The organism is Leptotrichia sp. SK-5, assembly GCF_055387215.1.
Window position 1 is genome coordinate 587,853 of record NZ_AP028931.1, and the last position, 24,669, is coordinate 612,521.

The window sequence follows — 24,669 nt, forward strand, 5'->3', positions numbered from 1 at the left end:
CCTCCTTAGTAATCTTCTGTCATAACAAAGTTATATAAGTTATCAAATTTTTCTATGTTTTCTGGTTTTTCAGATAGTTCTAATAGATAATTTTCAAGAATCTCATAAGGGATAGATAAGAATTCATTAAAAAATTTTTTTCCTCTTCTTATGTTAGTTTTTTCTGGAATATAATTATTTCCTTTCATTTTTTTATTATTAAAATAAAATAAGATGGGAACTATTTTTGAAGAATCTTCTATATTAAATTCTGTTAATAAATATGCGTAAGTTTTTATAAATTTTCTATTAATATCTACAAACTTTCCTGTATCATGATCATCGTTATATTTTATTTCTACATAATAAATAATCCCTGTTTTTTTATCTTTAAATACTAAGTCAATATCATGTTTTACTTGTATCATTGTTCCGTTAAAATATTTTTTGCTTAATTTTTTTTGTAATTTATAAAATTCATCTTCTAGAATTATTTCTTCGGTTTGACATTTTGTTATATATTCATCAATTAAACTATCTTTTGCAGATAAAATTTGAAATTTATTATTTCTTTTTCCGTTATATTTTTCTACTATTTCATACTTTTTTTCATTTTCTATTAATTTAGTCATCAAAACTTCTATAAAATTTCCAAATTGAATGTTCATACTTTGAAGTATTCCACCAAATATTCTATATCTTTGTGGAATAAAATGTAATTTTTTTAGATGTTTACTTTTCAATTCTTTTAATTTTTTACTGCTTTTTGAATGATTTATTATTTCTATAATTGAATTGTTTATTAATTCATCTAGTTTATTTTGCATCATTTTCCTCCACATATAAATATCTTAATTTATCCAACTCTGTATATTTTCCGTTATAATTTAAAAAAAAGTAATTCCATCCATTATTATTTTTTTTATTCAAAAATTTTGCACTCATTTTATGTATAGATAATTCTTCTATTCCATCAAAAACATTTCCACTTTCAAGAATTTCACAAAATTGTTTTTTATCTCTTGAATACAGCTTTTGTCCTTTTTGAATATAGCCATTTTCTAATAATTTTTTCATAGGAACTTTTGGAGGTTTTGTTTCTAACTCTAAATTAGAAATTTTATCAATTATCACTTCTTTTTGATTTATTCTAATTTTTGCTCCTTCTATATATTTTTCTTCTTTTTCAATTCCTATATAGTTTCTTCCAAGTTGTTTTGCTACTGCTCCAGTTGTTCCAGTCCCGAAAAAAGGATCTAGTATTACATCATTTGGTTTTGTTGATGCTAGAATAATTTTATACAATAGTTTTTCTGGTTTTTGAGTTGAATGCAGCTTATTTCCATTTGTATCTTTTAATCTTTCATTTCCATTACAAACAGGTATGTTCCACACACTTTTTTCCTGTTTTCCATCATTTAAGTGTTTCATTGTTTTATAATTAAATGTTATTTTACTTTTTTTATTTTTACTGCACCAAATCATTGTTTCATGTGAATTACATAATCTTGTGCCAGAAAAATTAGGAACTGGATTTGATTTATTCCAAATAATATCATTTATAATCCAAAATTCTAAATTTTGCATTAAATATCCGATTCTAAATATATTTTGAAAAGATCCTATAACACAAATACTTCCATCTTTTTTTAATATTCTTTTACATTCTTTTAACCAGTTATTACAGAAATTATCATACTCATAAAACGAATCAAATTTATCCCATTCATCCTCTACCCCATTAAACTTTGTTCCATCAGTTCTTAACAGCTCTCCTTCTGTTTGCATAAAATAGGGAGGATCTGCAAAAATAAAATCTATTGATTCAGTTGGAATTTTTTTTAATTCTTCAACAGTATCTCCTTTTATAATAGTATTTAATACTTTTTTTAAATACATTCATTATTCTCCTTAATTAAAATTTTACCCACAAGCAATAAAAAATTATATCACTTTGTGGGTAATTTTTCAAATTCATATTTTTTATTTTAAATTCTTCTTTCCAGTTCTTCAAATAATTTTTCCCTTAACTTTTCATCATCAATGTTATCCATTATTGGACGGAATGAAGATTCTACTATCAATTTTTTTGCTCTTCCTTCAGAAAGTCCACGGCTCATTAAATAAAATAATTTTGATTCATCAACTTTTCCGACAGAAGCAGCGTGTTCTCCAATAACATCATCTTCGCTACAGAATAATGTTGGAATTGAATCAGCCTTTATTTTGTCATTTAACAGAATTGCAAATTCTCCTTCACGTCCTTCCGACTTGCTTGAACCTTGCTTAAAGTAAAGATTTCCACGAAATACCTTTTTAGCCGTATCTTTTACAGCCCCTCTTCCTTGAAGTTCTCCAATAGTTCTACGACCACGGAATACTACTGAATATTCCAAGTCCAGTTTTCTATCCTCATCAGCAAGATATGCAGGCCATACATAAACTTCTGCTGAATCTTCTTCAAGATAAGATTTATGGCTTATTGCATTAATCTTTCCACCTAGTTCAACGCTGTAATATTGTGTTTTCCCTTGTCCCAAAGTTTCTATCTTAGATGATTCAAAATTAGAACTGCTTGTATTTAAAGTTTGTATTTTTATAATTTTTACTTCTGCATTTCGCCCTGTAAACACTTTTATAATTCCATTGTGATAAACTGGTGTATCGTCTTCTGAATCATAAGTAATTATTACTGTAACTTTTGCAAAATCTTCCACTTCAATAACATTGTAGTCGACTAGGAAATTATTTTCTTTATTTGCACGATAATTTAAGTAAATTGGTTTTTCAACAGTTTTTCTCTCTTTTATTTTCAAATATTTCCCTTCATTATAAAAAGCAAAGTTCTGTTTCTTGAAAAAATCTCCCAATCCATAATCATTATCGTTTTTCAAACTTTCAAGTTCTTGCAGGGAATCATTTATATTTTTTATAACAACTCCATCTTGATTTTCATTTTTAACTTCCAGATTATTAAATTCCTTAAAAGTTTCAGGCTCCTCATATTTATAGCCAACCCTTTTCCAATTAACTTTTTCAAGTGTTTTATATTCTTCAAAAATTTTTAATCTGTAATCACTGTTATCAAGATTTTGTATGCTTGATTTTTCTAACATTTTTACTCCTCTCGTTTTTTAAGCAATGTCTTTAAATTATCCAATAGTTCCTTCAAGTTCCAGCTCTATCAATTTATTAAGCTCTACAGCATATTCAAGTGGCAATTCCTTAGAAATTGGCTCAACAAATCCTCTTACAATCATTGCTTTTGCCTCATCCTCGCTGATACCTCTTGACATAAGGTAAAATATCGCTTCATCGCTTATTCTCCCAATTTTTGCCTCATGCCCAATATCTACGCTGTCGTTATTTATATCAATTATTGGTATAGTGTCTGAACTTGACAGATTATCCAGCATTAGTGATTCACATTCTACAGTCGATCTTGATCCTGTTGCTTCTGGCAACACTTTTAAAAGTCCTCTGTAAAAAGCCGTTCCACCATTTTTTGAAATAGATTTTGAGTGAACTGTCGAACTTGTCTGTTTTCCTTGATGAATAATTTTACATCCTGTATCCAAATATTGTCCAGCTGCTGCAAATGTAACTCCTGTAAATTCACATCTTGAACGATCGCCTTTTAGAATACTCATTGGGTAAAGCATCGAAACTCTTGATCCAAATGATCCAGAAATCCACTCAACTACTCCATCATCTTCCACTATTGCTCTTTTTGTATTAAGATTGTACATATTTCTTGACCAGTTCTCAATTGTTGAATATCTTAATCTTGCCCCTTTTCTTACAAATAATTCAACCGCTCCTGCATGCAATGCATTTTTTTGATATTTTGGAGCAGAACATCCCTCGATATAGTGCAAATCAGCTCCTTCGTCCACAATAATAAGCGTATGCTCAAATTGCCCTGCCTCAGGTGCATTCAATCTAAAATATGATTGTAAAGGCATATTTACCTTTACTCCTTTTGGAACGTAGATAAATGATCCTCCAGACCATACTGCTCCATGTAATGCCGCAAATTTGTGATCATTAACTGTAATTAATGTCATAAAATATTCCTTCAGCATGTCTTCATATTCTACCATAGCAGTTTCAATATCTGTATAAATTACACCTTGTTCTTTCAATTCTTTATGAATGCTGTGATAAACTACTTCCGAATCATATTGTGCTCCTACTCCTGCAAGTGACTGCTTTTCAGCCTCAGGAATTCCAAGTCTGTCAAATGTATCTCTTATATAACTTGGTACATCATCCCAGTTTTCATTCATAGGTGCCGAATCAGGTTCCAAATAATGCACAATATCATTTACATCAAGATCCGATAAATCTGGACCCCAGTCAGTCATAGGTTTTGAATTGTAAACTTCTAATGCCTTTAATCTAAATTCTTTCATCCACTCAGGCTCATTTTTTCTTTCTGAAATTTTTTTGATAATTTCAGGAGTAAGTCCCTTTTCAGCCTTATATTTATAACGTCCTTCGTCTTTTATATCATAGACACCACGTTCAATGTCTGCAACATATGTTTTTTTTCTATTTTCCATTATTCCCACACTTTCTATTCTGTATTAATTATAATCCTAATTCTTCCTTCATTTTAGCATAACCATCTTTTTCAATGCTTTCAACTAATTCCTGCCCACCTGTCTTAACAATTTTTCCATTCATCAAAATATGAACAAAATCAGGCTTTAGATAATCCAGCACTTTATCATAGTGTGTAATTATAAGTAAAGCTGTATCTTTAGTCTTTAATTTTTGAACACCTTCAAATACAACTTTTGTTGCGTCAATATCAAGTCCAGAATCAGTTTCATCCAGAATAGCCAATTTCGGCTCTAAAACTGCCATCTGTAAAATTTCATTCTTTTTCTTTTCTCCACCAGAAAATCCGACATTTAAGTGTCTATCTGCATATTCGGGATTAATGTGAAGTTTTTCCATTTTTTCTACTAGTTCATTGTGAAATTGCATCAAATACTGTTTTTCACCAGTAACAGATTCTTTTGCTGTTCTCAAAAAGTCTTCTACTGTAAGTCCCGGTATTTCTTCCGGATATTGAAATGATAAGAAAATCCCCTTTTTAGCTCTCTCATCTACAGCATCTTCATTGATATTTTCTCCATCCAAAATAATTTCCCCATCAACAAGCTCATGTTTTGGATGTCCCACAAGAATACTTGCAAGTGTAGATTTTCCTGCTCCATTAGGCCCCATAATTACATGAACTTCTCCTTTATTTATAGTCAAGTTCAGTCCTTTTAAGATTTCCTTCCCCTCTACTTCAGATTTTACGTTTTTCAATTCTAACAAACTCATGTTAATTTTACCTCCAAAATTTTTCTAAATATATCTAAATTTCACTAAACTTAATCAAACCAAAAATTTGAGTGAAACATATCAATTTTTAATTATTTCATAAACTGATTTTATCATAAATTTATTTGTTTATCAAATCAAATTGTACTTATATATTTTATCAAAAAATTGTAATAAAATCAATTATGAAAATAATTTATTTATATTTTTCTATATGATAATTTATATTTTAATATTTAAATTAAGTAATTGGTACAATTATTGAATAATCTTCTGTCCATTCTATCCATTTTTCAGGTGTCAATGTTACCAAATCTATTTTTTTCATAAAATCGTATGGTTCTTCATAATTTTGTAATGAAGTATTATCAATTAAATTTTTAGGAGCCGTTTTATCATTAATTCCCAAGTCAAATCCATGTGATAATGCTATTTTAGAATACATTAATACATAAATATTCAAATAAAAACTATAATTAATATCTGTATCAAAAAGAATTTTTTTAGCTATTTTAGGTTCTAATAATTTATGTATTGCTCGTTTCATTTTTTCTGTATTTTTATTTACTAATGCTTCAAAAAACATAAAATCATATTTTGTATATGCATAATAACTTTTAGTTAATGGTTCTTCCAAATATTTTTTGCTTCTTTTTTCTACTTCTTCAAAATCTCCTAATAGTGCTAAAATAGTTGTTTTTGATAAAAAAGAATTTCGATGTAAATCTTTTGATTTTATATAGGTGTTCTCTTTTGAATTAAAATCATTTGAAGTTATATAGTTTAAATTATTTTTTAAAAAACTTATCCATTCTTTATTATTTGACATAATTAATCCAAATAAACTATAGCTAGCCTTATAAAGTCTTGATTCTTTAGAAGTTCCTAAAATTTTTAATTTTTCTGAAATATGACAGTTTAACCTAAAAGAATTTAAATTATTTTCTATCAATAAATTTTTTGAAGCAAGTACTTTATACCCTGATGATAATGTTCTCATACAGGATAACTGATTTCCCTTTTTATTTTTAATGTAATCTATACATCTTTTTTCCATTTCAAAATCAAATTTATAATCAGATAAAATTTCATAATTTTCTTTGAACTTTTGTTCATCAATTAAAATATTCACTTATATTCCTCATTTCCAATCTAATTTTTATTATTTTCTTAATCTGAAAAATCACATCGCTCCATTGTATGTTTCCTTATCATTTTTAAAAAACTTCTTTTGTAATCGCTGAACATTTATTTGTTTTTTTATACTAAACCCCATTTAAACAGCGAATTTATTAAAAACTTTTCTAAAAAAGGATAAAAAACTAATATTTTTAATTAAAATATAATTTTCATTTTTTAAACAGAGTCTACCATAAACTAATCCGTCGGAGCATTTTTCTGTGCTGGCAAAACTGTTTGAGCATAGCGAGTTTTTTGGCAGTGCAGAAAAATGTCGTAGACTAGCCATAGGTTGTAGGATTTGCGGCAATGAGCAATCCTACAAAAACATAGTAATTAGTTGAATGGCTATGAAATAGCTATTATAAAAATTTATTCCTATTTTCAAAAGAGTTTAGTATTAATAACAAATCCTTCAATTCTTCAAGACTAATTTTTTCCATTATTTATATTCTCCTGTTTGATTTTTAGATAAAAAAATGTTGCATTTAATATTGCAATTTATGATAAGTTAAAATTTTACAAAAAAAGTATCCCCTTAAACACCTACTCCAAAGAGAATACTTTTTAAAAAATATATTCTTATTATTTATTATTTTAAAGCAAATGCCTTATGATTTAAAGGTCCAGTATAGTCGTTTAATTTAAAGGACTGTTTCAAGGCTTCTGTGATTAATTTTTTTGTAGTGGAGACTGCTTCACTTACTGTGGAACCATTTGCCAGTTCTGCTGTGATTGAGGCAGAGAAAGTACATCCTGCACCATGATTCCATTCTGTATCAATTTTTTCAGATTCAAAAAATTCAAAATCTTTTCCATCGTATAAGAAATCAATTGATTTTTCTCCAGCGAAAAATTTTCTTCCTTTTATAACAACATTTTTTGCACCTAAGTCACATATTTTTTTAGCTGCTTCCTTTGCTTCCTCAAGCGTGTCAATTTTTTCCATTCCAGCTAACTGTGCGGCTTCAAATAAGTTTGGAGTAACAACAGTTGCGTAAGGCAATAAATGATTTTTCATGGCAACTACATTTTCTGGGAAAAGATTTTCAGTAGAGCCGCTGCTCACTTTGCATACCATAACGGGATCTATAACAACTGGATTTTTACAATTTTTTAAAATAGAACCTACATATTCAATAATTTCAACTGTAGGAAGCATGCCAGTTTTTAATGCATCCACTCCAATTCCATTTACAACTGTATCAATTTGCTCTTTTATAACATTCAATTCAATTGGAAAAACTTTGTGAGCCCAGCTATTTTTAGGATCCATTGTAACAATAACTGTCAGAGCGTTCATTCCATACACTCCTCTTTCCTGAAACGTTTTCAGATCCGCCTGTATACCAGCTCCTCCGCTTGTATCAGATCCTGCAATTGTTAATACTTTTTTTATAGACATTTTGTTACCTCCTGTTTTATATTTTAATTATTTCAGTTTCAAATTATCAATAACCCTTGTTTTTATAAAAAATAATATGATAAAAACATCTATACAATCAAAACATTTCAAAAATTAATTTGTTAAATAAATATTTAAAATTTATCTTGCAAATTCAATATTTTTCATAATTTCTTTTGCTATTTCAGGTTTATTCATTGTATAAATATGAATTCCTTTGATTCCATAAGCCAATAATTCTATGATTTGCTCACTTGCGTACATTATTCCAGCCTTTTTCATAGATTCTGGATTATCTCCGTATTTTTCCAGTAATTTATCTAATTTGTGAGGTACAGAGCATTTGGACAGCTCTATAATTCTTTTTATCTGTTTTGCATTTGTAACTGGCATAATTCCTGCAACTAAAGGTACTTTTATATCTAGTTTTTCTGCCTGCTCTTTAAATTTTATAAAAGTATCATTATCAAAGAACATTTGAGAAGTTAAAAAATCTGTTCCAGCCTCAACTTTATTCTTTAAATGAAACAGGTCAACCAAATCATTATTTTCATAGTGAGTTTCTGGATAAAATGCACCACCAATTGAAAAATCATCAAAGTCACTGTTTTTTCTCAAGTCACTAATAAGTTCAGAAGCATACTTATAATCTCCCTTGTTATAAATATCTTCTGTTTCTCCTTGCGGAACATCTCCACGAAGTGCCAAAATATTTTTTACATTTTTACTTTTTGCTTCCTGCAAATAATCGTTAATTTCACTTTTCTTACTTCCAACACAAGTTAAATGAGCCAAAACTTCTGTTTTTAAATTATTTTTAATGTGAGAAGCCATTTCAATAGTTCCACCTTTAGTCTGCCCGCCTGCACCGTATGTAACGCTAATAAAATCAGGCTTGGATTCAACCAGTTCAGCCGTCACCTCTTTTAATTTCTCCTGCGAAAAATTTTTGTTTGGTGGAAAAATCTCAAAGGAAATAAGATGCTCCTTCTGTTCAAACATATCTTTTATTTTCATTAAAACCTCCTATATTAAAAAATTTTATCTATTTATTACTATTTTTCAAATTTTATCTATTTTTAACCAATTCTTCTATATTGTACTACAAAAAATTGGTTTTGTAAATTTTTTAACTATATATGACAGAGTAAAAAATATAGGGGCAGTCATTAAATACCACAACAAATCTTTTTTGACTGCTTTTTTTAAAATATTTTACTTTGTGATATTTCTTTCAAAACTTCCCTAATCGGACATTCTCCTCCTCTCAAATATGGCATATTTGTGCTTTTTCCTGTTTCATTAACAATTTCTGGCAAGCATTCCATCTCTATTACCTTTTCTAGTGAACCCATTCTTTTGCCGCTAAAGTACAATTCATACGCCTTTTCCCTATCTTTTCCATAGTTTGCAAAGAAAGTGTGGTATAACGCTCTTGCTTTTATCTTTCTTCTTGAAAATGCTTTTGGCCTGCTTGATAGAAATCTTGAGCATTCGTGGGATACTAGGGCTTCCGTCCTTGAGCCTATGTAGTCCTCCTCCGTATATATTCTTCTTATCTTCTCATACTGATTAAACAGCATCTTCATCTGGTCTTTTCTTCTCTGGCTTACATTCTCCTTTTCCTTGAAATTTTCATAAAAATTCTCAAGTTCTGCAAAGTTATCTTTCTCAAACCACCTGTAAAGATTTTTTGATATTTCCTTGTCCCTTTTAGAAATTTCAGCTATGGCTTTTACTAAATGGAACTTGTCATAGATGTGTATTGGCTTGTAAATTCCAAGTTCTCTTACAAAGCTGTCTATCCATATTCCTCCATCAGAGTTCACAATTAGTTTCTTTTTGTCCATATTGTATCTTTTTTCAAGATAGTTAAGTACATACTCCGACACTTCCTCAAGCGATACGGATGTAGGAAACATTATTGTGTGCTTGTCAATGAGTTTGTTCCTGTCTGTGCAGATTTCCTCAATTCCACGATGTATTACAACCATCCTCATATATGTATTTTTACTTCTTCTACACTTCATATGGTCTTCATCAATCTCCATATATACTGGCGAATTGTTGTCTCTTTCAAATCTTTCAATATCAAGTTTTGGCATTTGAAAAGAATTGACAAGATTATACACGGTAGCCCTTGAAACACCGTAAGTTTTTGCAAGAAATGAAGCTGTAGTATGCTGATATTCAAAAAGTATAGTAAAAATCATCTCCTCAGAAAGCCGTCTATACCGCTTAAGTCCAATTTTCTCATCAATGTAATAGTGAATGCCTGTTTTCTTGTCTACATATTTTCGACGTTCAAAAGTTACATCCCCGAAGGCAGTGGTAACAGTTCTTTTAACAAATCCTTTGCTTTTAAACTTATTTTTTCTTTCGTTAGAATGAAAGAAGTAATCATCAACTCTTTTGACATAAACTCTAAACAGCGTTTCAAAGGCCTTCGAGACAAACAGCTTAAACTGCTGCTCAAACGGAAGTCTGAAAGAAAAAATATTTTTAAAAAAAGTCTTTACAAGTGAAGAAAAATTTGATATTCTAATCATAGAGGGAACCACCTTTCGATAGGATTTAGGGATTATATTGTAACTGGTTTCCTCTTTTTTGTTAATTTGAAATTTAATTAAATTTATTTGCCCCTATATTTTTTACTCTGCCACTATATATTTTAATTCTTATTTGTAATAAATTTTAGTTATAGTCAATCCATTTAAAAATTTGAAATCTATGATAAATATTTTTCTTTAATAAAATAAATTAATAAACTTTTACTGCAAGATAAGGATTTTCAGCAATGAACAATCCTACGAAAATAAAAAAGAATTCCCAAAATTGTTATTTCAGGAATCCTTCAATTAATTTTATTTATGTTTTTTATAAGCTCTAATTCTGTTTGGAAGTGAGAATAATTTTATAAATCCTTCTGCGTCTTTGTGACTGTAAAGTTCACTTGCACCAAATGAAGAAATTTCTTCATCATACAATGCAAAATCAGTAAATCTTCCAGCAATTTTTATACTTCCTTTGTATAATTTCAGTTTTATTGTACCATTTACATTTTTAGAAGTTTCATCAACAAAAGCATCAAGCCCTTCACGAAGTGGTGTAAACCATTGTCCTGAATAAGCTATGCTTGCATATTTTTGAGAAACAAGTTTTTTAAATTCAAAAGTATCTTTGTCAAAAATTAAAGTTTCAAGCTCTTTTAGTGCTTCCATCAGCAATGTTCCGCCTGGTGTTTCATAAATTCCTCTTGATTTCATTCCAACCAATCTATTTTCAACAATGTCAATTACTCCAACACCATTTTCTCCAGCAATTTTATTCAATTTTCTTAATAATTCCACTGGCTCCAATGCTTCACCGTCAACTTTTACTGGCCAGCCTTGTTCAAATGTAATATCTATGTATGTTGGCTTGTCTGGTGCTTTTTCAGGTGGAGTTGTCATCATATAGACAATATCTTCCTTATGTTCATTTTCAAGCCCTTCAATATCTCCGCCTTCGTGTGAAATATGCCAGAGATTTTGATCTCTTGAGTAAATTTTTTCTTTTGTTACAGTTATTTTTATATCATTTTTTTGTGCATAGTCAATTGCATCTTCTCTTGAAGAAATATCCCAAAGTCTCCAAGGTGCAATAATTTTTAATGTTGGATCTAATGAAAATACGCCAGTTTCAAATCTAACCTGATCATTTCCTTTTCCAGTACATCCGTGACAAATATACGTAGCTCCTTCTTTGTGGGCAACATCCACCAATGCTTTAGAAATTAATGGTCTTGCAAATGAAGTTCCCAGTAAATATTTATTTTCATAAACTGCCCCTGCTCTTAAAGCACGAAAAGCATAATCTTTTACAAATTCTTCTTTTTTATCTTCTACATAAACTTTAGAAGCCCCAGATTCGATAGCTTTTACTTTTACAGCTTCCATATCTTCATCCTGTCCAACATCAACGCAGCATGCAATCACTTCTAAATCATAATTTTCTTTTAGCCAAGGTATTATAATTGATGTATCAAGTCCACCTGAATATGCTAAAACTACTTTTTCTTTTGCCATTTTTTTTGTTCCCTTCAATTAAAATTTATTTGGAAAATTTTGTTTTAATGTTTTATTCCAGCTGTCAACACGAGTTTTTTGAGTTTTTAAGAAAGCGTCAACATCTCCCTCAACTACAACTTTTGTCATTATATCTCCATTAGATAATTTTTTTACAACAGCTAAATCAGCATCTGACACAACTTCTCCAAAAATTGTATGATTACCGTTTAACCATTCTGTTGGTACAGTTGTAATGAAAAACTGACTTCCATTTGTTCCTGATCCAGCATTTGCCATAGCTAGTTTACCAGCTTTAGAAAAATTCAGTCCATTATTAACTTCGTCTTCAAATCGGTATCCTGGTCCTCCCATTCCTGTTCCAGTCGGATCTCCTCCTTGTGCCATAAAGTTATCAATAACCCTATGAAATTTCAATCCATCATAATATCCTTTTTTTGCTAAGTTTACAAAATTAGCAACAGTTACAGGCGATTTGTCAGGTAATAAATTAATATTAACATCACCTTTTGCAGTAATAATCTTCACTTTCATTTTATACTCTTTACTGTATGATTGCACAGCAACAGTCATCATCATTAAAATTGATAACATTAGTAATGATACTCTTTTAATCATACATCTCCTTTCATTTCAATATATATTTTATGTTTTAAAGAAAGATTAGCTTTAAATCTAGCTTTAAAAATCTAAATACATTTTATCATATTGTAGAGGATTTTTGAATAAGATTTTAAAATAATTCTCTTTTCACAGTTGTTTTTGTTATTTAAAAATTATTACATGAATCATTAGATTGTGTCTCCCCTGCAGGACAATGAGTTGTAGTAGTTAAAACAATCAAAACTTTTATAGTTCTAATTTAATCCCTTTTTTTTGCAAATTTTCGATACACTCAACTAAATATTCATTATCATGTTCTTTGTAAATTGGGCTATTTATAATTTTTTCTTCAAGATTATTATAATTTTCTGCTTTCTTTCCTCTATAATTCTTATCTCTCCATTCTTTAGAAACTTTATACCCTCTTTTTTCCATTTCATCCATAACCAATGAATGATAAACAAATAAATAATATGGAGAATATAAAAACACATAATCTACTGTTTTATGTTTCTTTTTCCATCCATTTCCCCTAAGCGCACAACATTCTCTATGTTGACCAAGAAGCTGGTTTTTAGGCAATAAATGAATAATTTGTTCATGCCATAGTCTCATCGTTTTCTCCTGTTAATAAAGTAGATTCTTGCAAATATTTATTTGGATATTTCTTTAGTAAAGTATTGATATATTCAATTAGCGATTTCTGATTACTTCTTCCTCCCATATATTCTTCCAGTATGTTAAATAATCCTTGTTTTTCGATCTTCGTTGCCTTTTTTTTGAAATATCCCCATAAATGAAGAATTGCATTACTAAAATCTTTTTTACTTTCTTTCATATCCCTTACTTTTTGTATTCTTTCATTAATAAATACAATATCAATTTCTTTTTCTTTCAAATAATTTCTTATTTCCAAGTATACTTTATGCGATTTGCTTAACACATAATATTTATTTTTTGCCCATAACTCTTCGCATTCTTTTTTTTTATTCATGTGGTTCACATCAGCCCTTCTTTCAAGATATTCAAATCATATATGAGCATTAACTTCATCTATGTTCTCATTTCAATTTTTCGTTAGTTAATTTTTTTAATAGCTATTTTTTCTATGTTTGCGAGTATTAAAAATTTAATCTAATCTTCATGCGTTTGTCGTGAAAATAATTTATTAAGTATATTCCAATCCATTTAAAATTGAACTACTAAAAATTTTGGTAAATTTAGGATTTGAGTAAAATAGTCATAGCTTTTGAGTTTGATTTTAAAGAAGTTTTGCTATAAAATCTAACTTCAAAAATTACAAAAACGGCAATTTAATAAAACTGCCGTCCTAAATTTATTTATAAATTATTTACCATCGAATACTGTTGGATAAGTTTTATCATTATTAAATGCCCAAGAACCATTGTAATAGTAGCTGTTATCATTTGAATTATAAACTAGGTTTTTACCTGCTTTTAAATGCATGTATTTGTATTTTTTCAAATATTTTTCAGTTTTTTCAACATTTTGAATTAACACGCCAACTTTTACATTTTCATAAGTTTCCCCATCAAATACACATTTTTCAAAATCTACATCAACTCGGTAATCTTTTTCATTAATTTTTTTAAAATCACTGTACACTTTCGGAATATTACAATATGAATCTTTTTCTAATTTTGCAGTTTTAGTATGTACTTTTTTTATTTCTGTACCTCCTGCAAAAGCCGCCATAGACATAATAAACAATACAAACATACTTTTTTTCATAATAAATTTCCTCCTTGATTTTATTTCTATTATAATTTGTCTATAATATTATATCATATTTTCTTTGATTTTTCTATTTTTTAGGTAAAAAATAAAAATTTTTATTAAAAGACATCTAACCTTAATCAGTAAATATATATTTAGGGAACAAAAAACTGCTTCATTTACAGTACTGAAACAGTTTTTGGATAAATATTTATTAGTAATGTTATTTAGGAACTTCATAGGCTTGGTGACAAATCGGACATTGCATAAGTTCCTGCTTTTTGCTTATTGGGAAAACAGGTATCCAAAAAAGCGTAAACCATTGTTGTGTGCTTATGAATTGTAAATCTGATACATTGTGGCATCGAGAACATTCATAACTTCCTACCACACCTAGATTTTTTATTTTATTTTTTGTTCCAAATATTATAATCATTTTGTAGGATTCTCCTTTCGAGTTTAAGTATCTATGTTTATTTGTAGTACGATTTAATCTTCTTTTTCATTTTCTAATAATTTCAATCTTAAATCATCTGCAAGTACATTTTCTTCAATTTCAGCAGGAGCTCCAGTCATTAAATCCTGTCCTTTATTTGTTTTAGGGAATGGGATTACTTCTTTTATAGAATTTTCTTTTAGCATTGCCATAAGCCATCTGTCGATTCCAAAGGCAAGACCTCCGTGTGGCGGTACACCGTATTTTAGCACTTCCAGAAAGAAGCCAAATTTTTCTTGCTGTTCTTCTTTGCTAAGCCCCAATTTTTCAAATACTTTTTCCTGTAATTTCTCTTCGTGAATTCTGATACTTCCACCACCGATTTCATAACCGTTTAGAACCATATCGTAGGAATCTGTCTTTATTTTATCAAGTTCATTTGAATCAAGATATTTTCTATCTTCCTGTTTTATTGAAGTAAATGGATGATGTTGAGCCTTATATCTATTTTCCTCTTCGCTCCATTCGAACATTGGGAAGTCAATTACCCATAGGAATTTGAAAGAATCTTTGTTAATTAATTCCAGCTCTTCTCCAAGTTTTAGTCTTAATGCTCCCAGTCCGTCGTGGACAATTTTATATTTATCAGCTAAAATTAAAGCGATTTCGTTATTTTTGATTCCTAATTTTTGAGTCATTTCAGTTAATTTTTCTTCTGTAAAAAATTTGGCAATTGGAGAATTAATTTCACCATTTTCATTAATTTTGATATAAGCTAGTCCTTTTGCTTTGAAATATGTTTTTACAAAGTCTTCTAAATCTTTGATGTATTTTCTTGAAAATTTTTCAGCATTTGGAGCAACAATTGCTTTTATGCTGCCACCATCTTTTATTGAGTTTTCAAATACTCCAAATCCACAATTTTGTGTTTCTTTGGATAAATCAATCAATTTCATGTCAAATCTTAAATCAGGCTTATCTGAACCATAAAAATTCATTGCATCATCATAACTCATTCTTTCAAAATTTTCATTAATTTCAATGCCTGTAACATCTTTAAATACTCGTTTTGCAAGTGCTTCTGTTACATTCAAAATATCTTCCTGTTCAATAAAAGACATTTCCAAGTCCAATTGTGTAAATTCAGGCTGTCTGTCGGCTCTTAAATCCTCGTCTCTAAAACATTTTGCAAGCTGATAATATTTATCAACACCCGATACCATAAGGATTTGCTTAAATAGCTGTGGAGATTGTGGCAAAGCGTAAAAGTCACCTTTGTTTATTCGGCTTGGAACTACAAAATCTCTTGCTCCTTCGGGAGTGGCTTTCGCTAAAATAGGAGTGTCAATATCTAAAAATCCATTTTCATTCATAAATTTTCTAATTGAAAACAGCATATCATTTCTTTTTATAATATTATTTAACATTTTTGGACGTCTTATATCGAGGTATCTGTAAGTTAGACGCATATTTTCATTAAGATTTCCTGTTTCATCAATTTCAAACGGTAATTGCTTAGAACGGCTCAAAATTTCAATATTTTTTGCTTCAACTTCAATATCTCCAGTAGGAATATTTTTATTTTTGCTGCTTCTTTCAGCAACTTTTCCAGTAACTTTTATAACCCACTCATTTTTTAATTTTCTAGCTTCTTCAAAAAGCTCTTTTCCTGAAACTTCTTCATTTACCAAAATTTGAGTAATTCCATATCTATCCCTTAAATCAATGAATGTGAAATGCCCCAAATCCCTAACTTTTGAAACCCATCCAGATAAGATAACTTCTTCTCCGACGTTTTCCATTCTTAATTCATTTAATTTATAATTTCTGTACATTTTTAAAATTCCTTTCTTACTACTGTTCGCTTTAATTAATCAAATATTTATTGAAGATATCTCTTTTTAAAATTTCTTCTTTTTCTAAAAAAATAAACATTTCTTCTATATCTTCATATGAATATTTCTTTTCCTTTCTTTTATTCCAATTTTTAAGTTTTTCATAACTTTCCTCAATTGTTATACCACTACTCTCATTTTTTAAAATAAAAATAATAGTTGCCAATAATTCTATTTTATCTTCTATTTTTTCCTTTTCTTTTGAAGATATTAAATAAAAATTTTTCATATTAATATACAATCTAATAGCTTTTTTTATATTATTTTTTTCTTCCTGTAAACTATCAGTTATCTTACTTTTCAATAATTCTTTTTCAATTTCAGTAAGTTTCTTATTATTTATTTTAGAGTATTCTTTCAATTTCTGATATTGTATATTTATTAACTTTGAAAATGGTCCTTTTAAATCTTTTTTAAATTTAAAATAATTTTTTTTATCTCCTAAATAGATTAATTTTTGTAATATTAAATCAGTAATTTCATTTTTTAATTTCATTTTATTACATTTAATAAGAGTATATGTTATTAAATAATGTCCTTTATTGAGTTCTATTTCTTCTAAAGTAGGTTCATAAACAATGATATTAATATCTTTTGAAACTTTTGTATCAAATTTTTCAATTTCCTTTTTAACATTATTCCAGTCTAATTTTCCATTCCCAGCTCCAATTGGTGGAAGAGAAACACTTTTTATTTCTAATTGTCTTAATAATTCTTCTAATTTTTTTAATCCAGCTTCAATATATTCTATTTTTGAATTTTCTCTCCAACTTCTTTTAGTTGGGAAATTAATGATTATTTTATTTTTTTCTTCAGTATATATTAAGTCTTTTCCAATGTCAATTTTTTTTTCTAAACAGGCTTGTTTATATTTTTCAAAATTATCTGGATATTTTATTTTAAATTGATAAGCCAGTCCTTTTCCCATAACTCCTTCTATATTAACTGGATTTATTAAAGCCTGTGTCTCGCTTTCAAATATATTTCCTCTTCTAATTTCCATATTAACCTCCTTTATGAAAAAATAGTTGGGTTTACTAGGACATCGATTTTGTTATTTTCTATATGATTTTTTATTTTATTTTTTATTTCATTGGAATACACATATATTTTCCAATTATTATCTAAATAAAGAATACCTTTCACTAAAATTTCTGACATTAAAAATTCCTTTACACGTGGATTACTATAATTAAAATTATATTCATATTTTAATTTATTTTCTTCTTCTTCCAATTTTTTTATAAATTCTTTTTCATTATTACTGACATATTCACATTTATAATTTGAAACTGGATGATAAAGTTGATATATAATTTCATCAGAAAATAGATTTTCTGTTTTGCATGATAAAAAAATCATATTCTCATTTCCTTCATTTTTACAAACTACATAATTATACGGTATTCGATAAGTTATTTGGAGTTTATTAATATGAAACGGAATATAATCATTTAATGATTTATATTCTTCTCTTTTAGTTATTATTTCATTATTAGCTGTATTTTTAAATTCATTTTGTTTCAGTTCATTTCTAGGTTTTAGTCCATTTTCCAATATACTTTTTAAATTTTCTATATGTGTTAAATGATGTATCCACATAAACATTCCTTTCTTTTTTATTTAAATTATTTTATTATTTCAATAATTTCTTCCAATCGATATTTTTCCTGCTCTCCAGTACTAAATTTTTTCATCGTAACAACATTTTCCTTTTGCTCGTCTTCTCCTAAAATCAGCACAAATTCAGCATTTTCTCTGTTTGCCTTTTTCATTTGAGCTCCAAAACTTTTTGGATTGTAGTCAAAGTTGACTTTTATTCCATTTTTTCGTAGTTCTTCAACTATTTTTACAAAATATTCTTTTGTTTCGTCAAAATAAATAACGTAAATCTTGTTTTCTTCTTTAGCAATTAAATTTTCATCCATAAGCATTGCAATTCTTTCCATTCCAGCGGCAAAGCCTATTCCTGGGACTTTTGCATTTCCAAGTATTTCAAGGAGTCTGTCGTAACGTCCTCCAGCCAGCACAGTTGCCTGTGAGCCTAATTTATTAGATTTTATTTCAAAAACTGTGTCTGAATAGTAGTCAAGTCCACGCACCAGTTTGTCGTTTACTACATAATTAATATTCATTAATTCAAGATATTTTTTTGTATCTTCAAAATAATTTTTACTTTCCTCATCAAGATAATCGTATAATTTTGGAGCATTGATAAATTGTTCCTGATCGCCTTTGTCTTTTGAATCCAAGGCTCTTAGAGGATTTGTTGTGTATCTTCGTTTTGAGTCGTCACTAAGTTTATCTAGCCTTTTTTCCATAAATGCTTTTAAATCATCAATGTATTTTTTTCTTGAATCAATATTTCCTAGACTGTTTATTTCCACAACTAAACCATTAATTCCAAGTTTTTCAAGAAATTCACATCCCATTCGGATGATTTCTGCATCAAGGTAAGCAGAACAGACTCCAAACATTTCAATACCCATTTGGTGAAATTCTCTGAATCTTCCTTTTTGTGGGGCTTCGTAACGGTACATTGGACCATGATAAAACCATTTTACAATCGGAGAGGATTTGTGGAAACCAGCTTCCAAATAGGCACGCACGACTCCAGCAGTACCTTCTGGACGCATCGTAACATTTCTATTACCTTTATCTACAAATTCGTACATTTCCTTTGAAACAACATCTGTTTCATCCCCAACACCACGTCTAAAAAGCTCAGTTTCTTCCAGAATAGGCGTTATAATTCGTTCAAATCCATATTTTTCAAATACATTTTTTGCTGTATCAACAATTAAGTCATATTTTTTTACATCGTCAGAATATCTATCTTTCATTCCCTTTAAAACACTAATCATTCTTAATTTGTCCTTTCATCACATGCAATTTTAGCAATTAAAAATTTATCTTCTCATATTATATCAAAAAATATAAGTTATTATCAACATTTATTTTGAATTTAGGCAGAGTAAAAAATATAGGGGCAAATAAATTTAATTAAATTTCAAATTAACAAAAAAGAGGAAACCAGTTACAATATAATCCCTAAATCCTATCGAAAGGTGGTTCCCTCTATGATTAGAATATCAAATTTTTCTTCACTTGTAAAGACTTTTTTTAAAAATATTTTTTCTTTCAGACTTCCGTTTGAGCAGCAGTTTAAGCTGTTTGTCTCGAAGGCCTTTGAAACGCTGTTTAGAGTTTATGTCAAAAGAGTTGATGATTACTTCTTTCATTCTAACGAAAGAAAAAATAAGTTTAAAAGCAAAGGATTTGTTAAAAGAACTGTTACCACTGCCTTCGGGGATGTAACTTTTGAACGTCGAAAATATGTAGACAAGAAAACAGGCATTCACTATTACATTGATGAGAAAATTGGACTTAAGCGGTATAGACGGCTTTCTGAGGAGATGATTTTTACTATACTTTTTGAATATCAGCATACTACAGCTTCATTTCTTGCAAAAACTTACGGTGTTTCAAGGGCTACCGTGTATAATCTTGTCAATTCTTTTCAAATGCCAAAACTTGATATTGAAAGATTTGAAAGAGACAACAATTCGCCAGTATATATGGAGATTGATGAAGACCATATGAAGTGTAGAAGAAGTAAAAATACATATATGAGGATGGTTGTAATACATCGTGGAATTGAGGAAATCTGCACAGACAGGAACAAACTCATTGACAAGCACACAATAATGTTTCCTACATCCGTATCGCTTGAGGAAGTGTCGGAGTATGTACTTAACTATCTTGAAAAAAGATACAATATGGACAAAAAGAAACTAATTGTGAACTCTGATGGAGGAATATGGATAGACAGCTTTGTAAGAGAACTTGGAATTTACAAGCCAATACACATCTATGACAAGTTCCATTTAGTAAAAGCCATAGCTGAAATTTCTAAAAGGGACAAGGAAATATCAAAAAATCTTTACAGGTGGTTTGAGAAAGATAACTTTGCAGAACTTGAGAATTTTTATGAAAATTTCAAGGAAAAGGAGAATGTAAGCCAGAGAAGAAAAGACCAGATGAAGATGCTGTTTAATCAGTATGAGAAGATAAGAAGAATATATACGGAGGAGGACTACATAGGCTCAAGGACGGAAGCCCTAGTATCCCACGAATGCTCAAGATTTCTATCAAGCAGGCCAAAAGCATTTTCAAGAAGAAAGATAAAAGCAAGAGCGTTATACCACACTTTCTTTGCAAACTATGGAAAAGATAGGGAAAAGGCGTATGAATTGTACTTTAGCGGCAAAAGAATGGGTTCACTAGAAAAGGTAATAGAGATGGAATGCTTGCCAGAAATTGTTAATGAAACAGGAAAAAGCACAAATATGCCATATTTGAGAGGAGGAGAATGTCCGATTAGGGAAGTTTTGAAAGAAATATCACAAAGTAAAATATTTTAAAAAAAGCAGTCAAAAAAGATTTGTTGTGGTATTTAATGACTGCCCCTATATTTTTTACTCTGTCTTTGAATTTATCTTCAAGTATTCAAATAATATTTTGTGAATATTCCTTTTGATAAAACAAATAAATTATGTTATACTTTTAATTAAGAAGAACAAAGCAGAATAATAAATAAAATTGATTGAAAAAAGGGAGCAGAACTAAAAATGGAAATAGATATTTTAAAGGAAGCTAAAAATGTATTTGATATTGAAATTGCAGAACTGGAAAAATTAAAAAGCAAGCTAGGAGATGATTTTCAAAAATTAGTCCGAATGATTTTAGAATTGAAAAACAACAATAAAGTTGTTGTAACAGGGATTGGAAAGTCAGGAATAATTGGTAAAAAAATTACAGCGACACTTGCCTCAACTGGTACAACAGCAGTATTTATAAACGCAGCAGAAGCACTTCATGGTGATTTGGGAATGATCAGTGATGGAGATGTGGTAATTGCTATTTCAAATAGTGGAAATTCTGATGAAGTATTAAGCATTTTAGCTCCAATAAAAAAAATTGGAGGAAAAATAGTTGCATTTACTGGAAATCCTGATTCTATGTTGGGAAAATATGCAGAACTTACGATAAATGTTGGAGTAGAAAAGGAAGCGTGTCCGCTAGGGCAGGCTCCGATGAGTTCGACTACAGCAACACTTGTAACAGGAGATGCCCTTGCCGTATGCCTTATGAAATTAAAGAATTTTACAGAGAACGACTTTGCCAAATATCACCCGGGAGGAAGCCTTGGAAAAAGGCTATTATTACATGTTTCAGATTTAATGCACATTGGAGATGAATTGCCAGTTGTAAAAGAAGGTGAGAAAATTGAGAATGTATTAATGCTTCTTACAAAGAAAAAATTAGGAGCTGTGTGTATTTCGGACACAGGACTTGAAAATGGCAAACTGCTTGGAATTATAACAGAAGGAGATATTCGGCGTGCATTGGAACATAAGGAGAAATTTTTTGATTATGTTGCCTCTGATATTATGATTTCTACACCAGTAACGATTGAAAAGGATGCGATGGCTCTCGATGCGCTTCATCTGATGGAAAATAGAAAAAGCCAGATTAATGTATTACCAGTCGTAGAAAATGGAAATGTTGTAGGCTTGATACGGGTACATGATTTAATAGGATTAAGATAAGGGGAGTTTTTTTGAATGGATAATAAGAATTTATTGAAGGGGACGATGGTTTATTCTCTTATGAATTTGGTTACAAAGATGGGGTCGTTTATATTTTTGCCAATAATAACGAGGCTATTGACACAGGAAGAATTTGGGATTGTGGGAACATTGGCTCCGATTACTTCATTATTTACTGTAATTCTGGGGCTGGGGCTTTATAATGCTCAGATGAAGAAATATGTAGATTTGAAGGAAAGTGAAGATGAGTTTGGAAGCTATATGTTTTCATCAACTTTGATTATAGTAGTTTTTAATATACTTACTTATATTTTTTTATTTACACCCGTAGCCAAAAAACTATTTTCATACATAGTTGATTTAAGCAAGGTAAGTTATTATCCCTTGATAATTGTCAGCGTCTTAATTGCTACAACGAATGCTTTTAACAATCTTTCGACAACTTTGTTCAGAATGAAGAGAATGTATATGAAAGTGGCGATAGGAAGTGTTGTAAGCCTTTTCACAACTTATATTCTGGCAATTTACTTTATAAAATACTTAAAATGGGGAGTTTTTGGAAACCAGTTTGCAAATTTAATTGCACTGCTTATAGTATTTTTATTCTATTTTAAGGATTATTTTGGGAAATTTAGATTTAAACTGAATTTTGATTATGTGAAATATTCGCTAAGAAATGGATTACCGCTGATTTTTATTGAGCTTACGGATCAGGTTGTGAATTTGAGCGATAGGCTTGTTTTGGCAAAATTTGTTTCTCTTGCGGTAGTTGGGGGTTATACGCTCGCATTTACTGGGGGAAGGGTTTTGTCGGTTGTTACAGGTTCTTTTGTAAACAGCTGGACGCCAGAGTTTTATGAGGCGATGAAGGAGGATAGGACAAATCCGAGAATAACACGAAGTGTGGAAAACTTTATTGCGATTATTTCCTTTGCCTGTGTAATCGCACAGTTGTTTGCTCCAGAAGGGATAAAATTGATATTTCCAAAAAGTTATTATCAGGCGATAAATTATATGCCTTTAATTCTAGCTGGAATTGTCGTTCAGGCACTATTTTGCCTTGATTATTTTTTCCATTTTCACGAAGACAGTATATACATTTTTTATTTTACAATGTTTGCAATGATATTTAATTTGGTTGGAAATATAATTTTTATACCGAAATTTCCAGAAATTGGGCCTATTATTGCAGCATGGACAACATTACTTGCTTTTTTATTTAGAGCGATAATGGAAATGATAATTATAAGGAAAAAATATAAGATTTCGTTTAATTATAAAAAATTGTTTTTATATTTCATAATTATTGTGAATCCTGTAATATTCTATTTGTCAAATGATCAGCTTTCGTGGATGAAATTTGGCTTGAAAATAGTTTATTTGGCGATAGTTACGAAATTGCTTGTAAATAGGGAAGTTTACGCTAAAATTGCAAATCTTGTAAATGGAATAAAAGGAAAAATTATAAAACGTTAAATTTTAAAGTTTTGGAAAATAAGGGGAAATAAAAAATGAAATTTACGATTTTTACACCAACTTTTAATCGAAAAGAACTGCTTGAAAAATTGTATAAATCACTTCAAAAACAGACTTTTAAAGACTTTGAATGGCTTATTGTAGATGATGGCTCTGCTGATGGAACTAAAGAAAAAGTAGAAGAATTTTTGAGTGAAAAAAAGCTGGATATAAAGTATTATTTTAAGGAAAACGGAGGTAAACAGCGAGCGTATAATTTTGCAACTGATAAAGCAAATGGAGAGCTTTTTATATGCCTTGATTCTGATGATGAATATGTTGAAAATGGACTTGAAACTATTTTGAAATATTGGAAAAAATATGAGAAAAATAGCGATATTGCAGGAATGGGGTATTTATCAACTTATCCAGATGGAGAAGTTATAGGCTCTAGTTTTCCAGAAAAAGAGATGGTTTCAACACAGTTTGATATTTACAATAAATACGGAGTTAAGGGCGACAAAGGGCTTATGTTTCGGACTGAAATTATAAAAAAATATAAATTTCCAGTTTTTGATGATGAGAAATTTATTACAGAAGCTGTTGTATATAACAGAATTTGTGAAAAATATAAGATGGCTTATGTGAATGAAAAAATTGAGATAAAGGAATATCAGGAAGATGGATTGACAGCAAAATACAATAATTTACTGCTGCGAAATCCAAAAGGACAGGCACTTTATCATAACGAAATCAATTCCCAGAATTTATCTTTTAAGCAGAAAGTTCTAAATAATGCTGTTTATTACAAATTTTGCAGGGCAGCAGGATATAAATTTGGAAAAATGTTTAAAGAAAATAAAAATAAATTATTTTTAATTTTTGCTTTAGGAATTGGGGAATATATGTGGCAAAAAGAGAAAAATAAAAAATAAGATTTTGAGTTTGGGAATATATAAAT

The 24,669-nt window shown here is 29.3% G+C and carries 23 protein-coding genes; 4 read left to right on the plus strand and 19 right to left on the minus strand.

Annotated features, from left to right (window positions below; genetic code table 11):
• Positions 1–5 precede the first annotated feature (5 nt).
• The 19 genes from ACZ5B9_RS03100 to hisS all read right to left on the minus strand — a co-directional run bounded on the left by ACZ5B9_RS03100 (position 6) and on the right by hisS (position 19,505).
• The gene (locus ACZ5B9_RS03100) at positions 6–806 is read right to left on the minus strand and encodes a HinfI family type II restriction enzyme (protein ID WP_464423319.1); all 801 of its coding nucleotides are present in this window, start codon (positions 804–806) and stop codon (positions 6–8) included.
• Positions 796–1,878 (minus strand): DNA-methyltransferase, encoded by a 1,083-nt coding sequence (locus ACZ5B9_RS03105; protein WP_464423320.1) that lies wholly within the window; start codon positions 1,876–1,878, stop codon positions 796–798. The genes ACZ5B9_RS03100 and ACZ5B9_RS03105 overlap by 11 nt, the downstream gene beginning before the upstream one ends.
• Before the next feature lie 89 nt (positions 1,879–1,967).
• Positions 1,968–3,095: a Fe-S cluster assembly protein SufD gene (gene sufD, locus ACZ5B9_RS03110; RefSeq protein ID WP_464423321.1), complete on the minus strand. Its 1,128-nt coding sequence runs from the start codon at positions 3,093–3,095 to the stop codon at positions 1,968–1,970.
• A 36-nt stretch (positions 3,096–3,131) separates the two neighbouring features.
• Positions 3,132–4,544, minus strand: coding sequence for a Fe-S cluster assembly protein SufB (gene sufB, locus ACZ5B9_RS03115; RefSeq protein WP_455042333.1), 1,413 nt, complete (start codon positions 4,542–4,544; stop codon positions 3,132–3,134).
• A 28-nt stretch (positions 4,545–4,572) separates the two neighbouring features.
• Entirely contained in the window at positions 4,573–5,319 is a 747-nt protein-coding gene (gene sufC, locus ACZ5B9_RS03120) for a Fe-S cluster assembly ATPase SufC (protein ID WP_021768329.1), read from the minus strand.
• A 241-nt stretch (positions 5,320–5,560) separates the two neighbouring features.
• Positions 5,561–6,451: an immunity 49 family protein gene (locus tag ACZ5B9_RS03125; RefSeq protein WP_464423322.1), complete on the minus strand. Its 891-nt coding sequence runs from the start codon at positions 6,449–6,451 to the stop codon at positions 5,561–5,563.
• 639 nt (positions 6,452–7,090) lie between these two features.
• Positions 7,091–7,903 carry a pyridoxine/pyridoxal/pyridoxamine kinase gene (gene pdxK, locus ACZ5B9_RS03130; protein ID WP_464423323.1) on the minus strand — a complete coding sequence of 271 codons (813 nt, stop codon included), beginning with the start codon at positions 7,901–7,903 and terminating at the stop codon, positions 7,091–7,093.
• 141 nt (positions 7,904–8,044) lie between these two features.
• The gene (gene metF, locus ACZ5B9_RS03135) at positions 8,045–8,920 is read right to left on the minus strand and encodes a methylenetetrahydrofolate reductase [NAD(P)H] (RefSeq protein ID WP_455037207.1); all 876 of its coding nucleotides are present in this window, start codon (positions 8,918–8,920) and stop codon (positions 8,045–8,047) included.
• Between the two features lie 188 nt (positions 8,921–9,108).
• Positions 9,109–10,452 (minus strand): ISLre2 family transposase, encoded by a 1,344-nt coding sequence (locus ACZ5B9_RS03140; protein ID WP_464422392.1) that lies wholly within the window; start codon positions 10,450–10,452, stop codon positions 9,109–9,111.
• A 315-nt stretch (positions 10,453–10,767) separates the two neighbouring features.
• Positions 10,768–11,970 carry an argininosuccinate synthase gene (locus ACZ5B9_RS03145; RefSeq protein ID WP_455037208.1) on the minus strand — a complete coding sequence of 401 codons (1,203 nt, stop codon included), beginning with the start codon at positions 11,968–11,970 and terminating at the stop codon, positions 10,768–10,770.
• Positions 11,971–11,988: 18 nt separating this feature from the next.
• Positions 11,989–12,588: a peptidylprolyl isomerase gene (locus ACZ5B9_RS03150; RefSeq protein WP_455037209.1), complete on the minus strand. Its 600-nt coding sequence runs from the start codon at positions 12,586–12,588 to the stop codon at positions 11,989–11,991.
• A 231-nt stretch (positions 12,589–12,819) separates the two neighbouring features.
• Entirely contained in the window at positions 12,820–13,188 is a 369-nt protein-coding gene (locus tag ACZ5B9_RS03155) for a TIGR02328 family protein (RefSeq protein ID WP_464423324.1), read from the minus strand.
• On the minus strand, positions 13,172–13,567 hold the full coding sequence (locus tag ACZ5B9_RS03160) for a YbgA family protein (RefSeq protein WP_155282433.1): 396 nt from the start codon (positions 13,565–13,567) through the stop codon (positions 13,172–13,174). Before ACZ5B9_RS03160 ends, ACZ5B9_RS03155 begins: the two co-directional genes overlap by 17 nt.
• Before the next feature lie 353 nt (positions 13,568–13,920).
• Positions 13,921–14,325, minus strand: coding sequence for a MarR family transcriptional regulator (locus ACZ5B9_RS03165; protein WP_464423325.1), 405 nt, complete (start codon positions 14,323–14,325; stop codon positions 13,921–13,923).
• A 208-nt stretch (positions 14,326–14,533) separates the two neighbouring features.
• Complete coding sequence (locus ACZ5B9_RS03170; RefSeq protein WP_464423326.1) at positions 14,534–14,746, minus strand: zinc-ribbon domain-containing protein; 213 nt, start codon at positions 14,744–14,746, stop codon at positions 14,534–14,536.
• A gap of 53 nt (positions 14,747–14,799) precedes the next feature.
• Positions 14,800–16,581 (minus strand): aspartate--tRNA ligase, encoded by a 1,782-nt coding sequence (aspS, locus tag ACZ5B9_RS03175; protein ID WP_464423327.1) that lies wholly within the window; start codon positions 16,579–16,581, stop codon positions 14,800–14,802.
• A 31-nt stretch (positions 16,582–16,612) separates the two neighbouring features.
• Positions 16,613–17,644 (minus strand): macro domain-containing protein, encoded by a 1,032-nt coding sequence (locus ACZ5B9_RS03180; RefSeq protein WP_464423328.1) that lies wholly within the window; start codon positions 17,642–17,644, stop codon positions 16,613–16,615.
• 11 nt (positions 17,645–17,655) lie between these two features.
• Complete coding sequence (locus ACZ5B9_RS03185; protein WP_464423329.1) at positions 17,656–18,243, minus strand: DarT ssDNA thymidine ADP-ribosyltransferase family protein; 588 nt, start codon at positions 18,241–18,243, stop codon at positions 17,656–17,658.
• Positions 18,244–18,269: 26 nt separating this feature from the next.
• Positions 18,270–19,505, minus strand: coding sequence for a histidine--tRNA ligase (gene hisS, locus ACZ5B9_RS03190; protein WP_464423330.1), 1,236 nt, complete (start codon positions 19,503–19,505; stop codon positions 18,270–18,272).
• A gap of 216 nt (positions 19,506–19,721) precedes the next feature.
• Between hisS and ACZ5B9_RS03195 the strand changes: the two genes are divergently transcribed.
• From ACZ5B9_RS03195 to ACZ5B9_RS03210, 4 genes are all read left to right on the plus strand, one after another.
• Positions 19,722–21,065 (plus strand): ISLre2 family transposase, encoded by a 1,344-nt coding sequence (locus ACZ5B9_RS03195; RefSeq protein WP_464422392.1) that lies wholly within the window; start codon positions 19,722–19,724, stop codon positions 21,063–21,065.
• Positions 21,066–21,272: 207 nt separating this feature from the next.
• The gene (locus ACZ5B9_RS03200; RefSeq protein WP_464423331.1) at positions 21,273–22,253 is read left to right on the plus strand and encodes a KpsF/GutQ family sugar-phosphate isomerase; all 981 of its coding nucleotides are present in this window, start codon (positions 21,273–21,275) and stop codon (positions 22,251–22,253) included.
• 15 nt (positions 22,254–22,268) lie between these two features.
• Positions 22,269–23,729, plus strand: a complete 1,461-nt coding sequence (locus tag ACZ5B9_RS03205) for a lipopolysaccharide biosynthesis protein (protein ID WP_464423332.1) — start codon at positions 22,269–22,271, stop codon at positions 23,727–23,729.
• A 35-nt stretch (positions 23,730–23,764) separates the two neighbouring features.
• Entirely contained in the window at positions 23,765–24,643 is an 879-nt protein-coding gene (locus ACZ5B9_RS03210) for a glycosyltransferase family 2 protein (protein ID WP_464423333.1), read from the plus strand.
• Positions 24,644–24,669 lie beyond the last annotated feature (26 nt).